A 16,016-nucleotide genomic window follows, 5' to 3' on the forward strand; every position below is an offset into this window, starting at 1 on the left:
CAAAAATCAAAACTTACAATGTGTACTCAATAATGCTGTTTACCGTAACAGGCTAACCCCGCTGACTTGATTACGACCATGTTCTTTCGCAAGGTACAATTGCTTATCTGCCGATTCAATAAGTGTTTGCCATTTCAAATGCCGATGAGGTTGCATACTTGCAACGCCAGCACTAATCGTGACCTCTTGAAAACTGGAGCCTAAATGCTCGATGTGTAAGGCTTGCACTGCGTTTACGATGAGTTGTGCGATGTGCATCGCGCCTAAATGCTGAGTGTCCGGTAATAGGCAAATAAATTCCTCACCACCATAGCGCGCCACTAAATCGTTCGGGCGGTGTATTGCTGTGCGTAGCGCTTTCGCGACGAGACGTAGACATTGATCTCCTTCCTGATGACCATAGCGATCATTGAAAAGTTTAAATGAATCGACATCTAACATCACCACTGACAAAGGTGCACTATTTCTGCAGCAGTACTTCCATATTTCGGGGATCCGTTGCTCAAACAGGTGCCGATTCGCAACCCCTGTTAGCCCGTCCAGTAAAGCAATCGATTGGAGTAAATCGGCTTGTTGTTTGAGGATAAACTGATTATTCACCCTCGCGTTCGTGATAATCGGATTGATGGGTTTATGAATAAAATCGGCGGCGCCAAGCTGAAAGCCTTTAACCTCTTCTTGTTCATCAAAATGCGCGGTAACAAAGATAATGCAGATATTGGCTGTTGCGGGATCTACTTTGAGCCGTTGACACACTTCATAGCCTGTCATACCAGGCATTTCTATATCCAAAAGCACTAAATCAGGCAGTTCATTCTGGCAGACTGCGATGGCTTGCTCTCCGTTTGTGGCCATAAACATTTCATAATCTTCATGAAAAAGCTGATGTAATATTTTTATGTTGAGGGGTTGGTCGTCAACGATAAGAATTTTTCCCTTCATGCGATTGGCTTGCGGGATGATTTCCGTAGGATGCATTATTTATTCTCCAACATGATGATACGTAAAGTGTCTGATGCCTTATCGAATTCGAGTGCTTGTACTTGTCCCTGTAGTGTTATCCATTGTGGATGGTGTGGTAATTTTTTGATTAATCGGTCAACGAAAGTCATAGCTTCTAAATTGTTCGCTTTTAAGAGGAGCATGAGGGCGTTCAGTTCAGTCCAAGCACTCGGCATTAACGCTTGAGAATCGATGGCCAGTGTCATTTTATCTTGAGCTAGCACAGTCGATTCAGGTTGAGGGATGTAGGTAGATAGTTGCTGAGTACTTTCATTGATTAATAATTCTAATTGTTCGGTCCACGCTTTTATCTCAATAAACTCAAAGTCTTTTTGTTTGAGCTGTTTTTCTAAAAATGCGGCATAAGCGGCTAAACGCAGTGCACCAAAATTACTGGCAAGACCTTTGATGCCATGTCCCACGGCCGCCGCAGTGGCATACTCGAACAGCTTAGTAGACTGCTTGAATAGATTGAGTTGTTTCAACATTTCAGGTGCAAAACCTTTCGCCATTTTCTGGAAAAATGCCTGATTACCGCCAAAACGGCGCAGTATCAGCTGGATGTCATCCAGCAATGGCATATCGTCCATATCGTCAAGTGGAGCCAGTAACTTCGCAGGTTGATGCTGTTGCGCTAATGAGGGGACTTCTTCCTGTCCCACTAAACGCAAAATACTGGGGAGTAATATTTGCATGTCGATTGGCTTACCCACATGATCATTCATACCCGCATCGAAGCAATCCTGTTTATCGCTTTGGGATGCATTGGCAGTCATCGCTAGAATGGGCAGATCCGCAAATCGGCTATCAGCGCGGATAAGCCGTGTTGCGGCTAGGCCGTCCATATCGGGCATTTGTATGTCCATGATCACGATATCGAATACGTTTCCACTTTCTAACACTTGAAACACCCCTTCAACGCCGCCGTTGGCAAGTTGCACGTTTGCCCCTTCATAACTCAGCAGCTCATCAATCACTTGTCGGTTGAGTTGGTTATCTTCAACCACTAAAATGGCGAGTGTAGATAACAATCGTTGCGAGTGCGGCATAGGATTCACTGTCATCGTTTTGCCTTCGATAGCATTGATTATCGCCTCGGCTAAAATCTGTGATGTGACCGGTTTAGTTAAAAAATTCACGAAGGGGACATTTTTAATATGCTGACTTTCGCTAATCACCTCATGGCCATAGGCGGTGAGCATAACGATGAGCGGAATAGGGCTATCTGAGTGAGAGTTACACATTAAATCAGCGGTTTGTAGCCCATCAAGATCTGGCATACGCCAATCCATTAGCACGACATCGAATGGTCTTGCGCTTATATTGGCTTGTTTTACTTTTTCAAGCGCTTGATATCCCCCCGAGGCGGTTTCTGCACTGCAGCCAAAGTCAGTCAAAATCTTATGCAAAATTTCGACAGTCAGTTCGTTATCATCGACAATTAAAATATGATACCCACTGAGGTCAATAGCCTGAGTAGCTTCAACTTCCATGACGCAGAACGTCACATCAAACCAGAAACGGCTACCCACACCCACACGGCTGGTGACATTTAATTGGCCTCCCATGAGTTCGACTAACTTTTTGCTTATCGCTAATCCCAGCCCTGTACCGCCAAATCGTCTTGATGTTGACGATTCTGCTTGTTCAAAGCCCGTAAAAATGCGCTCTATTTGCTCTTCACTAATACCAATACCGGTATCTGAAATTGAAATCTGCACAGTAACGGTATTGGCCTCATGACATAAGCATTCCATGGCGACAGTGACTTGACCGTGGCGTGTAAATTTAAGGGCATTACCCGCTAAATTAACCAAGATCTGTTGCAGCCTCAGTTGGTCAGCTAAGAGCCATGGGGGTAAAGCCGAATCAAGGTCAAACATGACCTCGACATTTTTGTTGCCATGGTTACCCGACAGCACTATTGCAAGGTCTCGCATAAGCAGTTCGATTGAACAAGGGTGTAGATCGAGTGTTAATTTACCGGCATCGATTTTTGAAAAATCGAGAATATCATTCAGTAACCCTAATAATGATTTCGCCGCGGTTTGGGTTTTGGTCACATAATCCTGTTGTTGCACAGACATTGAGGTATGTTGCATTAATTGCAGCATCCCTAAGACCGCATTCATTGGGGTGCGGATTTCATGGCTCATATTGGCTAAAAATGCGGACTTTGCCGCATTAGCCGCATCAGCCTCATGTTTAGCCTCTCTCAAGGTTTCTTCTAATTGCCGCTGTTCGGTAATATCTAAATTGATACCGATGACTTTTGTGACCTGACCCGTGACATCGCGTTCGATTTGGGCGGCAGCTTGCACGTAACGAATGGTGCCATCGGTTCTGACGACTCTAAAAATGGGATCATATTGGTCTTTTTCTTCTATTGCTGCTTTTAGCTTCGCCTCGGCGAAGTCAATATCATCTGAATGGATCCGCATACGCCAATGCTCATAGGTTAATCCTTTATCCTGCAAACTTAGGGGGTGATCGTAAATAGCAAACATCCGCTCATTCCATTCGAGGGAGTTATCGCGTAAATCCCAGCTCCAAATGCCGAGCTTGGCGACTTCCGCGGCCTTACTTAAATAATGACTCGCAGTGACAAGTGCTTTTTGTTGTTGTAGTACTTGGGAAATATCAATTGCAATGCCTAAATAACCAATAATCTCGCCGACATTATCCTTCATGGCTGTAACAGTGAGAGAGACTTGGCATTGACTGGTGTCTTTTCGCACATAGGTCCAAGTGCGCGTTTCTGGCCCAAAGGTTCGCGCTTTATAGACGAACACATCAAAGCCTTGAATGTCTTCACCATACTCACTGGACAATTCAGCTGCTCTTGCCGCGACTTCCTCGGGCAAATGTAGCGGTGCCGGTGTTGATAGCCCAATCATATCCACGGCGGCGTAACCGAGTAATTGCTCGGCCCCACGATTGAAAATCGTGATCACGCCCTTTTTGTCCGTTGCGATGATGGACATTTCGGAGGCGGCATCGAGTACGTTCGTTAACAACGAACCTAACTTATTTTTCTCAATTTGCACCAATTTACGCTCTGTGATGTCGGTTCTTAATGCGACAAAACGTTCTATATTGCCGTTTTCATTAAAGACAGGGCCAATCACAGTATCAAACCATTTCAGCATTTGGTGTCGGTCACGATTACAAATTTCACCATGCCAAGATAGGCCTGATTTTATTTGGGTCCACATGGTGCGCCAGAATGCGGCATCATGCTCACCAGAGTTCAAAATGGCATGGGTTTTACCTAACAATTGTTTGCGTGAATAGCCACTTACGTGGCAAAAATTATCATTCACTTCTAAGATGACGCCATTCGGGTCGGTGACAGAGTAGAGCAACTGTTGATTGATGGTGTCGAGCAACGTCTGGTTTTCGAGTAATGCTTGCTGGAGTGCATTGGTACGTTTGGTGACTTCTTGTTCTAAACGCGCATTCAAATTTAGAATATGCCGCTCGCCATCTTGTTGGACGGTGATGTCGCGGATAGTTTGGCTTACCCCCACAATCTCATTGTGTTCATTGTAGATAGGTAGCGCTGTCGTAGAGGTTGATAACTGGCTACCATCTTGGCGCTGATGGCTTGATATTCGATTTAATACTGTTTTTCCTGAGAGCACTTCGGTAAACAGAGCGTGTTCTTTCGAGATGCTATTGGATGGAATAATCAATTCTGCATTTGATTGACCTAATACCTGATGTTCTTTATAGCCAAATAGCTGCTCAGCGCCTTGGTTCCAACTCGTAATTTGGCCTGCAAGGTTAAAGCTGATAATGCCGTCGAGGGAATGCTCTAAGATGCTGGCCCGTCTTGCCTGCTCAGCTTGCATTTGTCGCTTACGTTGCGAACTTAAGGACCACACAGTGATAAAGGCGGCCAACAGTAGACTGAATAACCCGCCACTGAGCAGCACTAAGCTCGGTTGATTAAGGTGTAATGACTGAATAAAGGCGGGGTAGGCAATGACTTCGACCTGCCATTTGCGGCCAAAAATATTTTTTGTCAGTGTGTGGCTATATGCTGATGGTAGCGAGGCATCATTGGCATGCGTCTCAAAAAATCGAATGGGGTGCTGTGCTTGGGTAATATCACTGAGCAACAATTTAGTTTGCTTTTGATTAAGCGCTAAATTCGTTAACACTTCGTTTGTCACGAGGGGAGCATAACTCCAACCATAACCAGCAGAAAGCCTTTCTTCGACGGTTTTGGGTACCCAAACGCTACGATAAATTGGTCGTAATATCAGAAATGATTGTTGGGGTTCACCTGTGGCTTGTACTAACGTGATGGGAGCCGATAACCGCACTTCTCCGGATAATAACGCGGCATCTGCTGCTTCTTTACGATAGGCTTCGGATGCAATATCTAACCCAACGGCAGCACGGTTTCTGTCTATCGGCTCAATGTACTCAATCACATACTTTTCGCCGCTGTGTGGGGTCAGTTGCCGAATATTGAAGTCAGGCCAATCGTCATTTTTGGCTCTTGCTAAAAATGCGGCTTCATCTGCGCTGGATATTCGACGAATAAACCCAAATCCTCTGGCTCCTGGAAACTCTTCATCAATATCACGGGTCAAGCTGTAACGATGGAATATCGCACGGCTGATATTGTGCTCACCTGCGGTGATGATTGTCCCTTGAGCCCCACGCAAGCCATATTGATATAACTTAATACGGTTGATGACGTTCTCACTGATAAGCTCAGCATTTTCCTGCAAAGCTTGTCCGATGACGTGGGCGTTCATCCGTCCTATCTGCCATGAGATTAAGCCACTGAGTATCAATCCCAATATCAGAAAACAGATGCCCAATTTATAGGCGGGTTTATAACTCGTCGGCAAATTCATATGTGCTTAATTATTTATCATCAGTAAGGTTCTGATTTTGGACCATTAAAAGACTTTGTGCCACTGAGGAAGGATTGGCAAAAGCTAAATAGGTTAAAAGTCGCAAATTTTGATGATGAGCGATGATTTCAGCCCGTTAGTGTCATGCGAAGAGGAGCAATTTGAGAGAAGGTCATTTACCTGTGATTGACGACTTAAGTTGGATAATCATTTCCTCACTGGCATCCGATGTTTATATCCCCTATACCTAATGTCTGCTGAACATCTTTAGTCGTAATGCTTAGACTATTAAAATTCAACATTTATATTTAAATTCATGATATTAATGTTTATTTTGCATGCTGCAAGGAGTGCTGATGCTTAAGCAGACACAACCATGTTATTGATCGATATTGCAATCTTAACTATTAAAGGATGAAAGTTATGAGCGTAGAAACAGAGAAAGCGTTTGGCGAACTTATTTTAACGTTTACTGACAGTTTTACCCCACGCTGGAATGACAGTGGGAGTGGTGGGAGTGCCGATGGGGCTTTTTGGCAACCCGTACCACCAACAGGATTTTTTGCGCTCGGCTCGGTCGGGGTCGGCCATTATGGTGATATTAATGGCAATCTTGCCGCTTTGTGCGTGAAGGCAAATAGTGATAGTCAAGTACCTTTAAAGCATCCTATTGGTTTCGACCGGATATGGAAAGACAGTGGCTCTGGTGCTCATAAGGATGGTTCCTGTTGGCGACCTAAAGCACCTGATGGGTATGTTGCTCTGGGGGATGTATTCATGGAAGGACATGAAAATCCTCCGTCCCTTGAAGATATTGTCTGTGTCAGAAGCGATCTCGCATATCCCGCCGATATTGGTACTGAGATTTGGGCAGATCATGGTACTGGCTCTTCCAGTGATTTTGATTCCTTTGAGGTGGTGGCACCAGAAGGTTATACCGACTCTGATAAAGCATTGATCGCAGCCAATACTTTTGTTGCGAATAACAGTTACAATAAACCCGTTGGAGCCGCAGCTTTACATTGCCTTAATCTCAAATTGCCATTCGATGTCAGTCCTGAACCTGCTGTACCTAAGTTGACCAGTTTTGATGCGCCACCTTCAAGTACGCAAGCATCCCTCGACAGGGTAGTGTATCTGCCTTTCACGGCGATTAAAGATGAAAGCAAAAACATTGCTTGGAAATTGCTTAACTCACCTTTCTACCGCTTAGAAAGATATGTGAGTTATCGTACAGAGATTTTTGACCATAATCAGACCAGTAATGAGCAAACCATTAAAGAAACGATTACGACAGGTATTAGCCATAGTAAGAGTGAAACCTTTAGTACTACGACAGGGGTTTCTGTTTCTGCTGAGACAGGTGTAAGTTTCTTAGGTACGGGTGGGAAAGTGTCTGCCACTGTCAGCGTAGAATTAGGTTGGACTGATACAACGGGGATTTCTGAGTTTTCTGAGCGAAGTTTAGAAAAGTCGATCAATGTACCGCCCTATAAAGCTCAGGCTCTATGGGCGATGTCCTATAAGTTAATGGTAAAACGAGGCGATGGCAGTAGTTTGCCTAATCCTCTCAGTTTTGAAGTCGATTATTTTGTCCATTCCGAGTACCCAAATGGACCGACCTACAGAACGGTTGCGCCACGTAGAGAACTCGCTTATGAAGCCAGTAACGATCTGTAATTAAGTGTTTATACCGACTTAATCAGTGGTCAATGGTCGATAGAGGGAAAGAAGCTAGCTGCCGAGGCTAGCTTTTTTATTCTCTGAGAAGGCTATCATTACGATAGCTCAATATTGGGGCAAAAATGCATTATCCATGGTTAACGAGGCTGATTGAGCTGCAACCAAAAGAGCTTGAATATCCCCCAACTTAGCACATAAATGTCACGCTGAAATTGCAGGTATCTATCAATCCGGTATTTAAAGTGATAGTCCTTTAACTGAATCAGAGACTAATTTTGCATCAGCTATCATATCATCGATAACCTTTTTTATTTCAATAGCTTGACTCTCTCCATAGGATGTTTTTTCAAGGGCGACTTGGATATAGGAATCAATACTTTGCGTAATGCTTGAGTTCTTGGTTATTACGACCGCTATCTCAGCGGTTGATTGTGAGGTGCGAGAAGCCAATTGTCTGACTTCATCTGCTACTACTGCAAACCCTCGACCTTGCTCTCCGGCTCTTGCTGCTTCAATCGCGGCATTAAGTGCGAGTAAATTTGTTTGGTCTGCTATTGAGCTTATCGTCGAAATAATCGCATTGACATTTTTTGCTTGCTCGTTTAATTGAGTTATTAAGGCATTGATGTCGTCTACAGAATGATTAATTTCTCTTGAATTAGAGAGTAAAAGCTCAATACTCGATTTACCTTTTGCAGCGGTGTTGACAGTGTCTTGTGCTGTTTGATAAGAAATAAGAGCCGCTTCTTTTACCCTCATCGCTTTTTCGACCCTGTCAGTAATATCACTTGCAAGCTTTATGATTTTTACGACGTCACCAGCGTGATTATATATCGGATTATACGTTGCTTCTAACCACACAGTACGGCCATATTTGTCAATGCGTTTAAATAAGCCTTTTTGAATTCTGCCTTTGGCTAGGTCTGACCAAAATTGGGGCGTTTCTCGGTAAAAGTTGTCATCACAAAATTGCCTGTGGTGTTTCCCTACAACATCATGAATCGAATAACCAAAGCAATTTAAAAAGTTTATATTAGCATCAAGAACAATCCCATCTGGAGTGAAGTCAATTACCGCTAATGATTTGTCCATGGCTTTTAATAATGCTTGATTTCTTTCTAATTCCATTTGTTCTATTGTGACATCAGAAGCCACTTTTGCAACGTACTCGACTTTGCCACCGTTCATGATGGGGAAGTATGTCGCAGCTAACCAGACGGCATTTCCTTTTTTGTTTTTTCGAATAAATCGCGCACTGGTTGGTGTTCCATTCGCTAAAGATTGCCATAGCTTACGGTACTCAGGTTTTTCTACATCTTCAGGAAAGCAGAGCAAGCTATGATGCTTGTTTAATATCTCGTTTAGCTCATAGCCAAGAGTCTGTAAAAGTAACTTATTTGCGAAGATAACATGGCCTGATGGCGTAAACTCAATGTAGGGTACGGTTTGTTTTAATGATTCTCTAAATGCGTTCGCTGAAGCCGATTGTGTCGTTAATTCTGAAACGGTTTTTGTAAAGAGACTCTTAGAAACAAACATCGATAACCCCCAAAATAAAGTGTTAATCTACTTCTAGTGTATAGCTCAAAAAGAAGCAAGTTCTAGTCATTAAATATTTAAGAGACTAGCACTTAAGTATTAGTTGTTTTTGATATTAAATGGCTCAAGTGACATTTTATCTAAAATGCTAATAAACATTAGATGTAAATTTTGGAAGGTATAAAAAATCAACCTTGGATTTGAGTAAACACTCATTGGTATTTTTGAGTATGTAAATATAGCTTTAAAAATAGAGTTACTTTAATGCTTCAGCTTTCAGTTATAGGTGGTGATGAGGTTTGTTGTCATATCTTTATTGACCTTTTTAAATTACCCATTAACCAGATTTACACCGTCTGATTCACGTTTAAAATTACGGCATTTTACGCTGGTTTCGGGCTAACGCGCTTTTGCCACTTTTCAATTTATCTGCGACTCAAGTTGTACAGTTCGGTGCTGTGAGGTTGACCTGATTTTAGTAATGATCCACATAGTATTCAGGTTCATTTGCTACTCGACATGACGAACTCGAAACTCAATATATTTCTCTCAAAAAGTGATCCAACGGTCCCAATACCTGATGACTTAGCAGAATGGCTTGATGTGCTATGCCTCTATTTTTTATGGGAGATAGGCAGTGACTAGAAGCTAACGCGATACTGTGGCATTTCTAAACAAAATGCTTGCTGCGATAGGGTTGATTTGTTATTACTGGCGCATGAAAAAAATATACGTAAGCGCAATTAACACCACCACTACCACCACGAGAATTCTCGGGGGGTAGTTTTTTGCGTCTTTAAAAAAACCCTCTGAGCGACATCGCCAGAGGGTTTTTTTATACCTTGGTTTTGTATTTCGCTCAGATTTAACTCAGATTTAACTCAGGAGAGAATGATGAAAACACATCGCGAAATTGCAGAACAACTTGACCTATTTCACTCTGAACCACAGGCGCCGGGTATGATTTTTTGGCACCCGAATGGCTGGGCGTTATTCCGAGATATTCAAGATCACATGAGGCGCGTGTATCGCCGAAATGGTTTTGAGGAGGTGAACACGCCTGTTTTTATGAAGAAGGAGTTATGGCAAACATCTGGGCATATAGACATGTTTGCAGAGAACATGTTTTTCGGTGGCGGAAAGGAAAACATCGATGAATATGTGTTAAAACCCATGTCTTGTCCTGCCCATATTTTGCTGTTTAAGCGCGGGGTACATAGCCATAGAGATTTGCCACTGCGACTATTTGAGTTTGGCTTGGTGCACCGTAATGAATCCTCTGGCTCGTTAAATGGTTGTTTGCGCGCACGCCAGTTCACTCAGGATGATGCCCATGTTTTTTGCTGTTGGTCTCAGGCAGAGGAGGAGATATGTGGTTTTCTCCAACGTGCAAAGCAGGTTTATGGTGATTATGGCTACCATAATTTAGACGTAAAAATATCGACTAAACCTGAAAAGGCATTAGGCAGCGATGAGCAATGGTGCCGAGCACAAAAGCTATTGGACTCAGCCTGTCAGATTGAGGGCTTTGATGCCGAGTATCAAGCTGGGGAAGGGGCTTTTTATGGTCCTAAAATTGAACTGTCACTGACAGATTCCATGGGAAGACGCTGGCAGTGTGGCACTATCCAGTTTGATTTTAATTTGTCTGAAAGATTCGATGTTCATTACACCAATGAGCAAGGTGAATTCGAACGGCCAGTGATTATGCACCAAGCTATGTATGGCTCTATCGAGCGTTGGTTGGGGATTCTCTTGGAAGTATCACAGGGCAATCTCCCGGATTGGTTACATCCTGTACCTGTCGCTATCGCCTCAGTGAATGAGTCAAACAGCCAATTTGTCCGCCAGCTAGAGGCATTATGTTTAGCACAAGACATGCGAGTGTTGGTTGATATCAGTCAAAACTCAGTTGCCCGCAAAATGAAACGCTTTCATAAGCAAAAAGTGCCTTACATCTTAGCTGTAGGGGATAAGGAAGAGGCTGAGAATATGGTTTCAGTTAAGAGCCGCAAAGACGGTGTTATGACACACATTCCTCTTGCTGAACTAGCTGACTACCTCGCGGATAAACTAGAACGCAAGTTATAACGTAAGGTAAGGCTAGCTATGGTTACCATCGCTGGCCTTTTACTCAAATTGTTACTTTGTCTAATAGTAGGCTAGTTCATTAAAGGGGTTGTGAAACTGTTGATCTTGTTAGTTTTCAATTTAATTTGCTGTAGACGCTACTTTTATTGGCAGATAACTTTTGCCCCAAAGTGAGCCACGGCTCGAAGAACAGCCCTTTGTCATCTGATAATTTGAGATACTTAAAGTAATGGGTACCCAAAAGTAAGACCTGATCATGAGGGATTGCAAAAATCGTTACAGTGAATCAAACTTGCCTAGTCTGGTTTACGGGCTGAACACCATCATTTCACGTTAGCTTTTGGCTAACGTGCTTTCTGCCCAAAACTTGGTTTCGATAATTAGTGTACTTGTAAAAATCGAACACTCAGTAAAATCGGCGTTTATAGTTTATTTTAGAGTTACTTCCAACATCGCTCTAACATCGTTAGTTTCCCGCAAACGTTTTACGCCAAGCACTTGGGCTAACTTGAAAACGTTGATTAAAATGTTGCCTAAATGACGTTGCAGTCTGAAAACCAACTATTTCAGACACTTGTTCTACAGGAAGTCTTGTACTTTCAAGAAGCTCAAGGCTGCGTTGCAGACGAGCGTTCACAAGCCATTTTCCAAATGACATACCGGTAGCGTTGTTGAAATGCCGAGTAAAGGTACGGCGACTCATAAATAATTGGTCTGCTAAATCAGCAATGGAATATTGTTTGTCGAGGTTTTCACGTAAATAATCCAGTAATCTATTGACCTCTGCATCTTGAGTTGATTTTGGGATAGGTTGTGCAATAAATTGTGCCTGACCGCCTTCTCTGTGCGGAGGTACAACTAAGATACGTGCAACTTTATTCGCTGTTTTTGTCCCATAAAAAGACCTCACAATATACAAGCAACAGTCTAAAGCGGCAGCAGTACCTGCAGAAGTGACTACACGGTCACTTTCAACATAAAGTGCATTCGTATTTAGCTTTATATTTGGAAAACGAACTGTAAAATCTTCCTCTGCCATCCAATGAGTTGCAGCTTCTTTTTTATCTAATAGCCCTGAGTAGGCTAACGCATAAGCACCATAACAAAGCCCCACGACCATAGCCCCTCTTTCATGAGCTTTAACCAATGCTTCAGATACATCAGAAGCAGGTGCACTGTCTAGGTCATGCCACCCAGGGATGACAACTATATCTGCCAACTCAACGAGTTCTAATCCACCATCAGGCTGAACTGTCATCCAATTGTCAGTGTGTTGTGGCTTACCATCAATTGACACTATCTTTAAGTCAAAAATGGGTTTGCTATCTGGCAGCATCGAAAAAACGGCTTGAGGCACAGCGACATGAAACACGCTGAAATGAGGATAGAGAATCAAAGCGACTGTTGGTACTTGCATATGCAAAGTGCTCCCAAGTGAATCGTCATATCATTATTTGGCCCAATTGTTTCGAAGTTTGTCATTTGGGTCAATGTTCCCTCTCGTAAATACCGAAGATAATGTCTCATATTAATCAACCGCCAAAGAGATACATTATGAAAAACAAAGCTATCACCATCCTACTTACCTTAGGGCTTGCAACTATCATAAATAGCACCAATGCATTAGCTGAATCGGCTCCAACACTGTATGCAGAACCACAGCAGATTCACTTTCAGCATATTCGAAATGCAACATCTAAACTCACTTATGGTGACACAACATTCTTAATCGACCCTATGCTGGCAGAGAAAGATACCTATCCTGGTTTTGCCGGTACTTACCGTAGTGAAATACGTATACCAATGATCGATTTACCCATGTCAGCTAAAGCTGTAATTGACAATGTAGACGCCGTTATTGTCACTCACACACATCTTGATCATTGGGATGATGCAGCACAAAGTGTAATTCCTAAAACGATGCCTTTATTTGTTCAAAATGAAGAGGATGCAAATACTATTCGCGCTCAAGGCTTTAAAGATGTGCGTGTGTTAGGTATTAAAACTCAGTTCAATGGCATTAGTTTAACCAAAACGGGTGGGCAGCATGGCACGGATGAAATGTATGCAATCCCTGAGTTAGCTAAATTGTTAGGAGAAGCTATGGGGGTGGTGTTACAAGCAGATAATTACAGTACTGTATATTTTGTCGGTGATACCATTTGGCGTAATGAAGTGGAAAATGCTCTAAATGAATTTAAGCCTGAAGTAGTTATTCTTAACACGGGTGATGCTCGTTTAGACGGCCTTGAAGGTTCTATTATCATGGGTGAACAGGACACTCTTCGAACTATTAAGCATGCACCTCAAGCTAACATTGTTGCTGTACACATGGATACGGTCAATCACGCAGCACTGACTCGTAAAGAGCTCAGGGAGTTCGTACAAGAAAAAGGCATAGAAAAACAAGTATTAATCCCTGAAGATGGTGAATCGTTGAAGTTATAGTATAGCTTCTTGATTAATTAGTTGTGAGTGATAAGGGGGGAAGTGGGTACTCGAAATCGTGAGCGAGTGAATCACTCTGTACCTGAGTGATTCACACCAACCGCTAAAATCCGCCCTAGTCCTCCGTTTGTTGCTATTCTGGGGCGGTTTTTTCCCTTAAGATGAATCAAATCTCCAGAGAACTGATTCATGTCCCTGTTATACCTATTCCGACTGGATATATCGAGCGCTGATTAGTTTGTAGCCAAACGAAGCATTACTAATAGAATAGCTAATCCAAATCTGGCTAATAAGAGTGAATTATCTAACAAGGTTTTGTTCAAAAGTGAGTTAGACTAATTTCCCAGTGGTAGTTCGTACCACTGGATTAGCACCATACTTCCTTATGACGTGAAAGGTGGAATTTAGGCTTTTATTGATAATGTTGCACCAAAAGCAATTAGACCCAATCCACACGCCTGATTAATTCTATGACCAAACTTTTTAATTATGTGACTCGCGTGTACAGATGTGACTAGGTAAGCGACTATACAAAACCAAGCCATATGTAGAAGTGCAATGTAAACGCCATAGCTAATGACGAAAGACATACCTTCATTATTGGCTGATATTAGTTGGCTAAAGACGCTTAGAAAGAAAAGCATTGTTTTAGGATTCAATACATTACACAAAAAACCTTGAAATATGTACTTTCGAGCATGTGTGGGTTGGTCTGTTGAGTTTTCATTGTCTAATTTCAACTTAGAACTGACTAACCCTGTTACACCGAGATAAATTAAATACGCCGCACCAATGTACTTCACTATGCTAAATAAAACCGCATTCTGAGAAACTAAGTGACTAATCCCTATCACTGAATAGGTAATATGCACACAAACACCAATCCCTATCCCAAGAGCCGTTAATATGCCCGCTTTTCTGCCAAAAATTGCACTGTTTTTAAATACTAAAACAAAGTCAGCACCAGGGCTTACTACGATTAAAAGCCCAAATACTGCAAAACTTATTAACTCCATTTTCTATCCTAACTGTTCATGATTTTAAAATAATTGTATAGATTTATTGGTAAGTTATAATCGAAAAAAAGGCATCCTAAATGTGAGAAAAAGTCACAGATGAGACATTTAAAAGCATTCTATGTATTTCATATTACGGCAGAGTCATCGAGTTACAGTAAGGCAGCAGAAAGACTTCATATCACTCACGGAGCAGTGAGTAAGCAAATTAAATTGCTAGAGAGCCATTTGTCGAAGTTACTGTTTTACAAACAAGGTAGAGGAATGCGTCTCACGCAAGAAGGTGAGCTACTCAAGCTGTACACTGATATTGCGTTTAATGCTCTAGATAATGGAGTTAAGAAGCTAACGAGGGAAAGCAATAAGCATCTTGAAGTTTCCTGTGAGCCCACATTAACTATGCGCTGGCTGATGCCTAGGCTGGCCAGTTTTTTCCAGCTTACGGGTATTGATGTTCGACTATCAACAGCAGGAGGGCCTGTGGATTTATGTGAAACAGGATTATCTTTAGCCATCCGGCGTGATGACTTCGATATTAGCCCAGAATATACGACACACAACTTAGTCAATGAGTGGGTTGGCCCTGTTTTTTCGCCTGAATATTGGAACAAAGCTCAGCACAACTTAGATGATATCGTTTTGCTTCATAGTGAAACGAGACCTTCTGCATGGTCAGATTGGTCATCACGTTCAACACATGCCTTTAATATCAATAAGTCTAAATCCTTTGAGCATTTTTATTTCTGCTTACAGGCGGCAGTTGACGGTTTAGGGGCTGCTATAGGGTCATATCCTCTGATAATCGATGACTTGAAAAACGGGAGGCTGGTGGCTCCATTTGGATTAACTCAATCTGGACATCGTTATGTACTGCTCAGCCACACAGAAAGACTAGGAAGCAATGAATTGGAGTTTTTAAACTGGTTAGAAAAGACAATGTCCTTATGCCAGCCTGAAACTCTTAGTTCATAATTGTAGTGGGTTAGTGAATTTGGTCCTTTAGCAAGAAGTGTAGACTTTATGTTATGGCAATTAAAGAACTCTACAAATACAAAGCTGCTAAGTGATACTTTGTTCTGAGTTTAGTCTGAGTCGATTTTAAGAATGAAACATTAAAAAATAATAGATATGTGACTATTTATGCACATTGTGCTGCATAAACTGAGTTTTGCATAAGTTTGTCACGATAATTCGCAAAACACATCGTTTAAGCGCTATAACTCGCGAAAACTGCACTTTAATTATCATTAAAGTGCAGTTTTTTAGTCAGAGTAATAACTTGGGTGGCTTTATATAGCTTTTATCTGGGAGGCTAAAAAATTGGTTTACTACGCGCGTAATCTGCCCACTATCCAGTGGAATT

Annotated in this window: 8 protein-coding genes and 1 pseudogene; 4 read left to right on the top strand and 5 right to left on the bottom strand. The window is 42.2% G+C overall.

Going from position 1 to position 16,016, the window contains the following annotated elements:
• Nucleotides 1–39: 39 nt before the first annotated feature.
• Nucleotides 40–978: a diguanylate cyclase gene (locus HUB64_RS13920; RefSeq protein ID WP_173497209.1), complete on the bottom strand. Its 939-nt coding sequence runs from the start codon at nt 976–978 to the stop codon at nt 40–42.
• A complete protein-coding gene (locus HUB64_RS13925; RefSeq protein WP_173497210.1) occupies nt 978–5,876 on the bottom strand; it encodes a PAS domain S-box protein in 4,899 nt (1,632 codons plus the stop codon). Before HUB64_RS13925 ends, HUB64_RS13920 begins: the two co-directional genes overlap by 1 nt.
• A gap of 423 nt (nt 5,877–6,299) precedes the next feature.
• Here HUB64_RS13925 and HUB64_RS13930 point away from each other — a divergent pair, with 423 nt between their 5' ends.
• Complete coding sequence (locus tag HUB64_RS13930) at nt 6,300–7,556, top strand: Vps62-related protein (protein ID WP_173497211.1); 1,257 nt, start codon at nt 6,300–6,302, stop codon at nt 7,554–7,556.
• 261 nt (nt 7,557–7,817) lie between these two features.
• On the opposite strand, the pseudogene HUB64_RS23320 reads toward HUB64_RS13930, so the two are convergent.
• Nucleotides 7,818–9,023, bottom strand: a pseudogene (locus HUB64_RS23320) (methyl-accepting chemotaxis protein); the annotation flags it as partial.
• A gap of 966 nt (nt 9,024–9,989) precedes the next feature.
• Here HUB64_RS23320 and thrS point away from each other — a divergent pair.
• The gene (gene thrS, locus HUB64_RS13940) at nt 9,990–11,189 is read left to right on the top strand and encodes a threonine--tRNA ligase (protein WP_302479734.1); all 1,200 of its coding nucleotides are present in this window, start codon (nt 9,990–9,992) and stop codon (nt 11,187–11,189) included.
• 466 nt (nt 11,190–11,655) lie between these two features.
• Here the strand turns inward: thrS and HUB64_RS13945 are convergent, their stop codons facing one another.
• Nucleotides 11,656–12,606, bottom strand: a complete 951-nt coding sequence (locus tag HUB64_RS13945; RefSeq protein ID WP_173497214.1) for a GlxA family transcriptional regulator — start codon at nt 12,604–12,606, stop codon at nt 11,656–11,658.
• A 137-nt stretch (nt 12,607–12,743) separates the two neighbouring features.
• Between HUB64_RS13945 and HUB64_RS13950 the strand changes: the two genes are divergently transcribed.
• Nucleotides 12,744–13,637 (top strand): MBL fold metallo-hydrolase, encoded by an 894-nt coding sequence (locus HUB64_RS13950; protein WP_254451423.1) that lies wholly within the window; start codon nt 12,744–12,746, stop codon nt 13,635–13,637.
• A gap of 404 nt (nt 13,638–14,041) precedes the next feature.
• On the opposite strand, the gene HUB64_RS13955 is transcribed toward HUB64_RS13950, so the two are convergent.
• Nucleotides 14,042–14,653 carry a LysE family translocator gene (locus HUB64_RS13955; RefSeq protein WP_173497216.1) on the bottom strand — a complete coding sequence of 204 codons (612 nt, stop codon included), beginning with the start codon at nt 14,651–14,653 and terminating at the stop codon, nt 14,042–14,044.
• Nucleotides 14,654–14,752: 99 nt separating this feature from the next.
• Between HUB64_RS13955 and HUB64_RS13960 the strand changes: the two genes are divergently transcribed.
• Nucleotides 14,753–15,625: a LysR family transcriptional regulator gene (locus HUB64_RS13960; protein ID WP_173497217.1), complete on the top strand. Its 873-nt coding sequence runs from the start codon at nt 14,753–14,755 to the stop codon at nt 15,623–15,625.
• The last annotated feature ends 391 nt before the right edge of the window (nt 15,626–16,016 follow it).

The sequence above is a fragment of the Shewanella sp. ISTPL2 genome (assembly GCF_013283205.1).
GTDB lineage: Bacteria > Pseudomonadota > Gammaproteobacteria > Enterobacterales > Shewanellaceae > Shewanella > Shewanella oncorhynchi.

Excerpts from the sequence above, each read along its gene's own strand:
- HUB64_RS13920 (WP_173497209.1), bottom strand. The coding sequence starts at position 978 with ATGCATCCTACGGAAATCATCCCGCAAGCCAATCGCATGAAGGGAAAA.
- thrS (WP_302479734.1), top strand. The coding sequence starts at position 9,990 with ATGATGAAAACACATCGCGAAATTGCAGAACAACTTGACCTATTTCAC.
- HUB64_RS13960 (WP_173497217.1), top strand. The coding sequence starts at position 14,753 with ATGAGACATTTAAAAGCATTCTATGTATTTCATATTACGGCAGAGTCA.
- HUB64_RS13925 (WP_173497210.1), bottom strand. The coding sequence starts at position 5,876 with ATGAATTTGCCGACGAGTTATAAACCCGCCTATAAATTGGGCATCTGT.
- HUB64_RS13930 (WP_173497211.1), top strand. The coding sequence starts at position 6,300 with ATGAGCGTAGAAACAGAGAAAGCGTTTGGCGAACTTATTTTAACGTTT.
- HUB64_RS13955 (WP_173497216.1), bottom strand. The coding sequence starts at position 14,653 with ATGGAGTTAATAAGTTTTGCAGTATTTGGGCTTTTAATCGTAGTAAGC.
- HUB64_RS13945 (WP_173497214.1), bottom strand. The coding sequence starts at position 12,606 with ATGCAAGTACCAACAGTCGCTTTGATTCTCTATCCTCATTTCAGCGTG.
- HUB64_RS13950 (WP_254451423.1), top strand. The coding sequence starts at position 12,744 with ATGAAAAACAAAGCTATCACCATCCTACTTACCTTAGGGCTTGCAACT.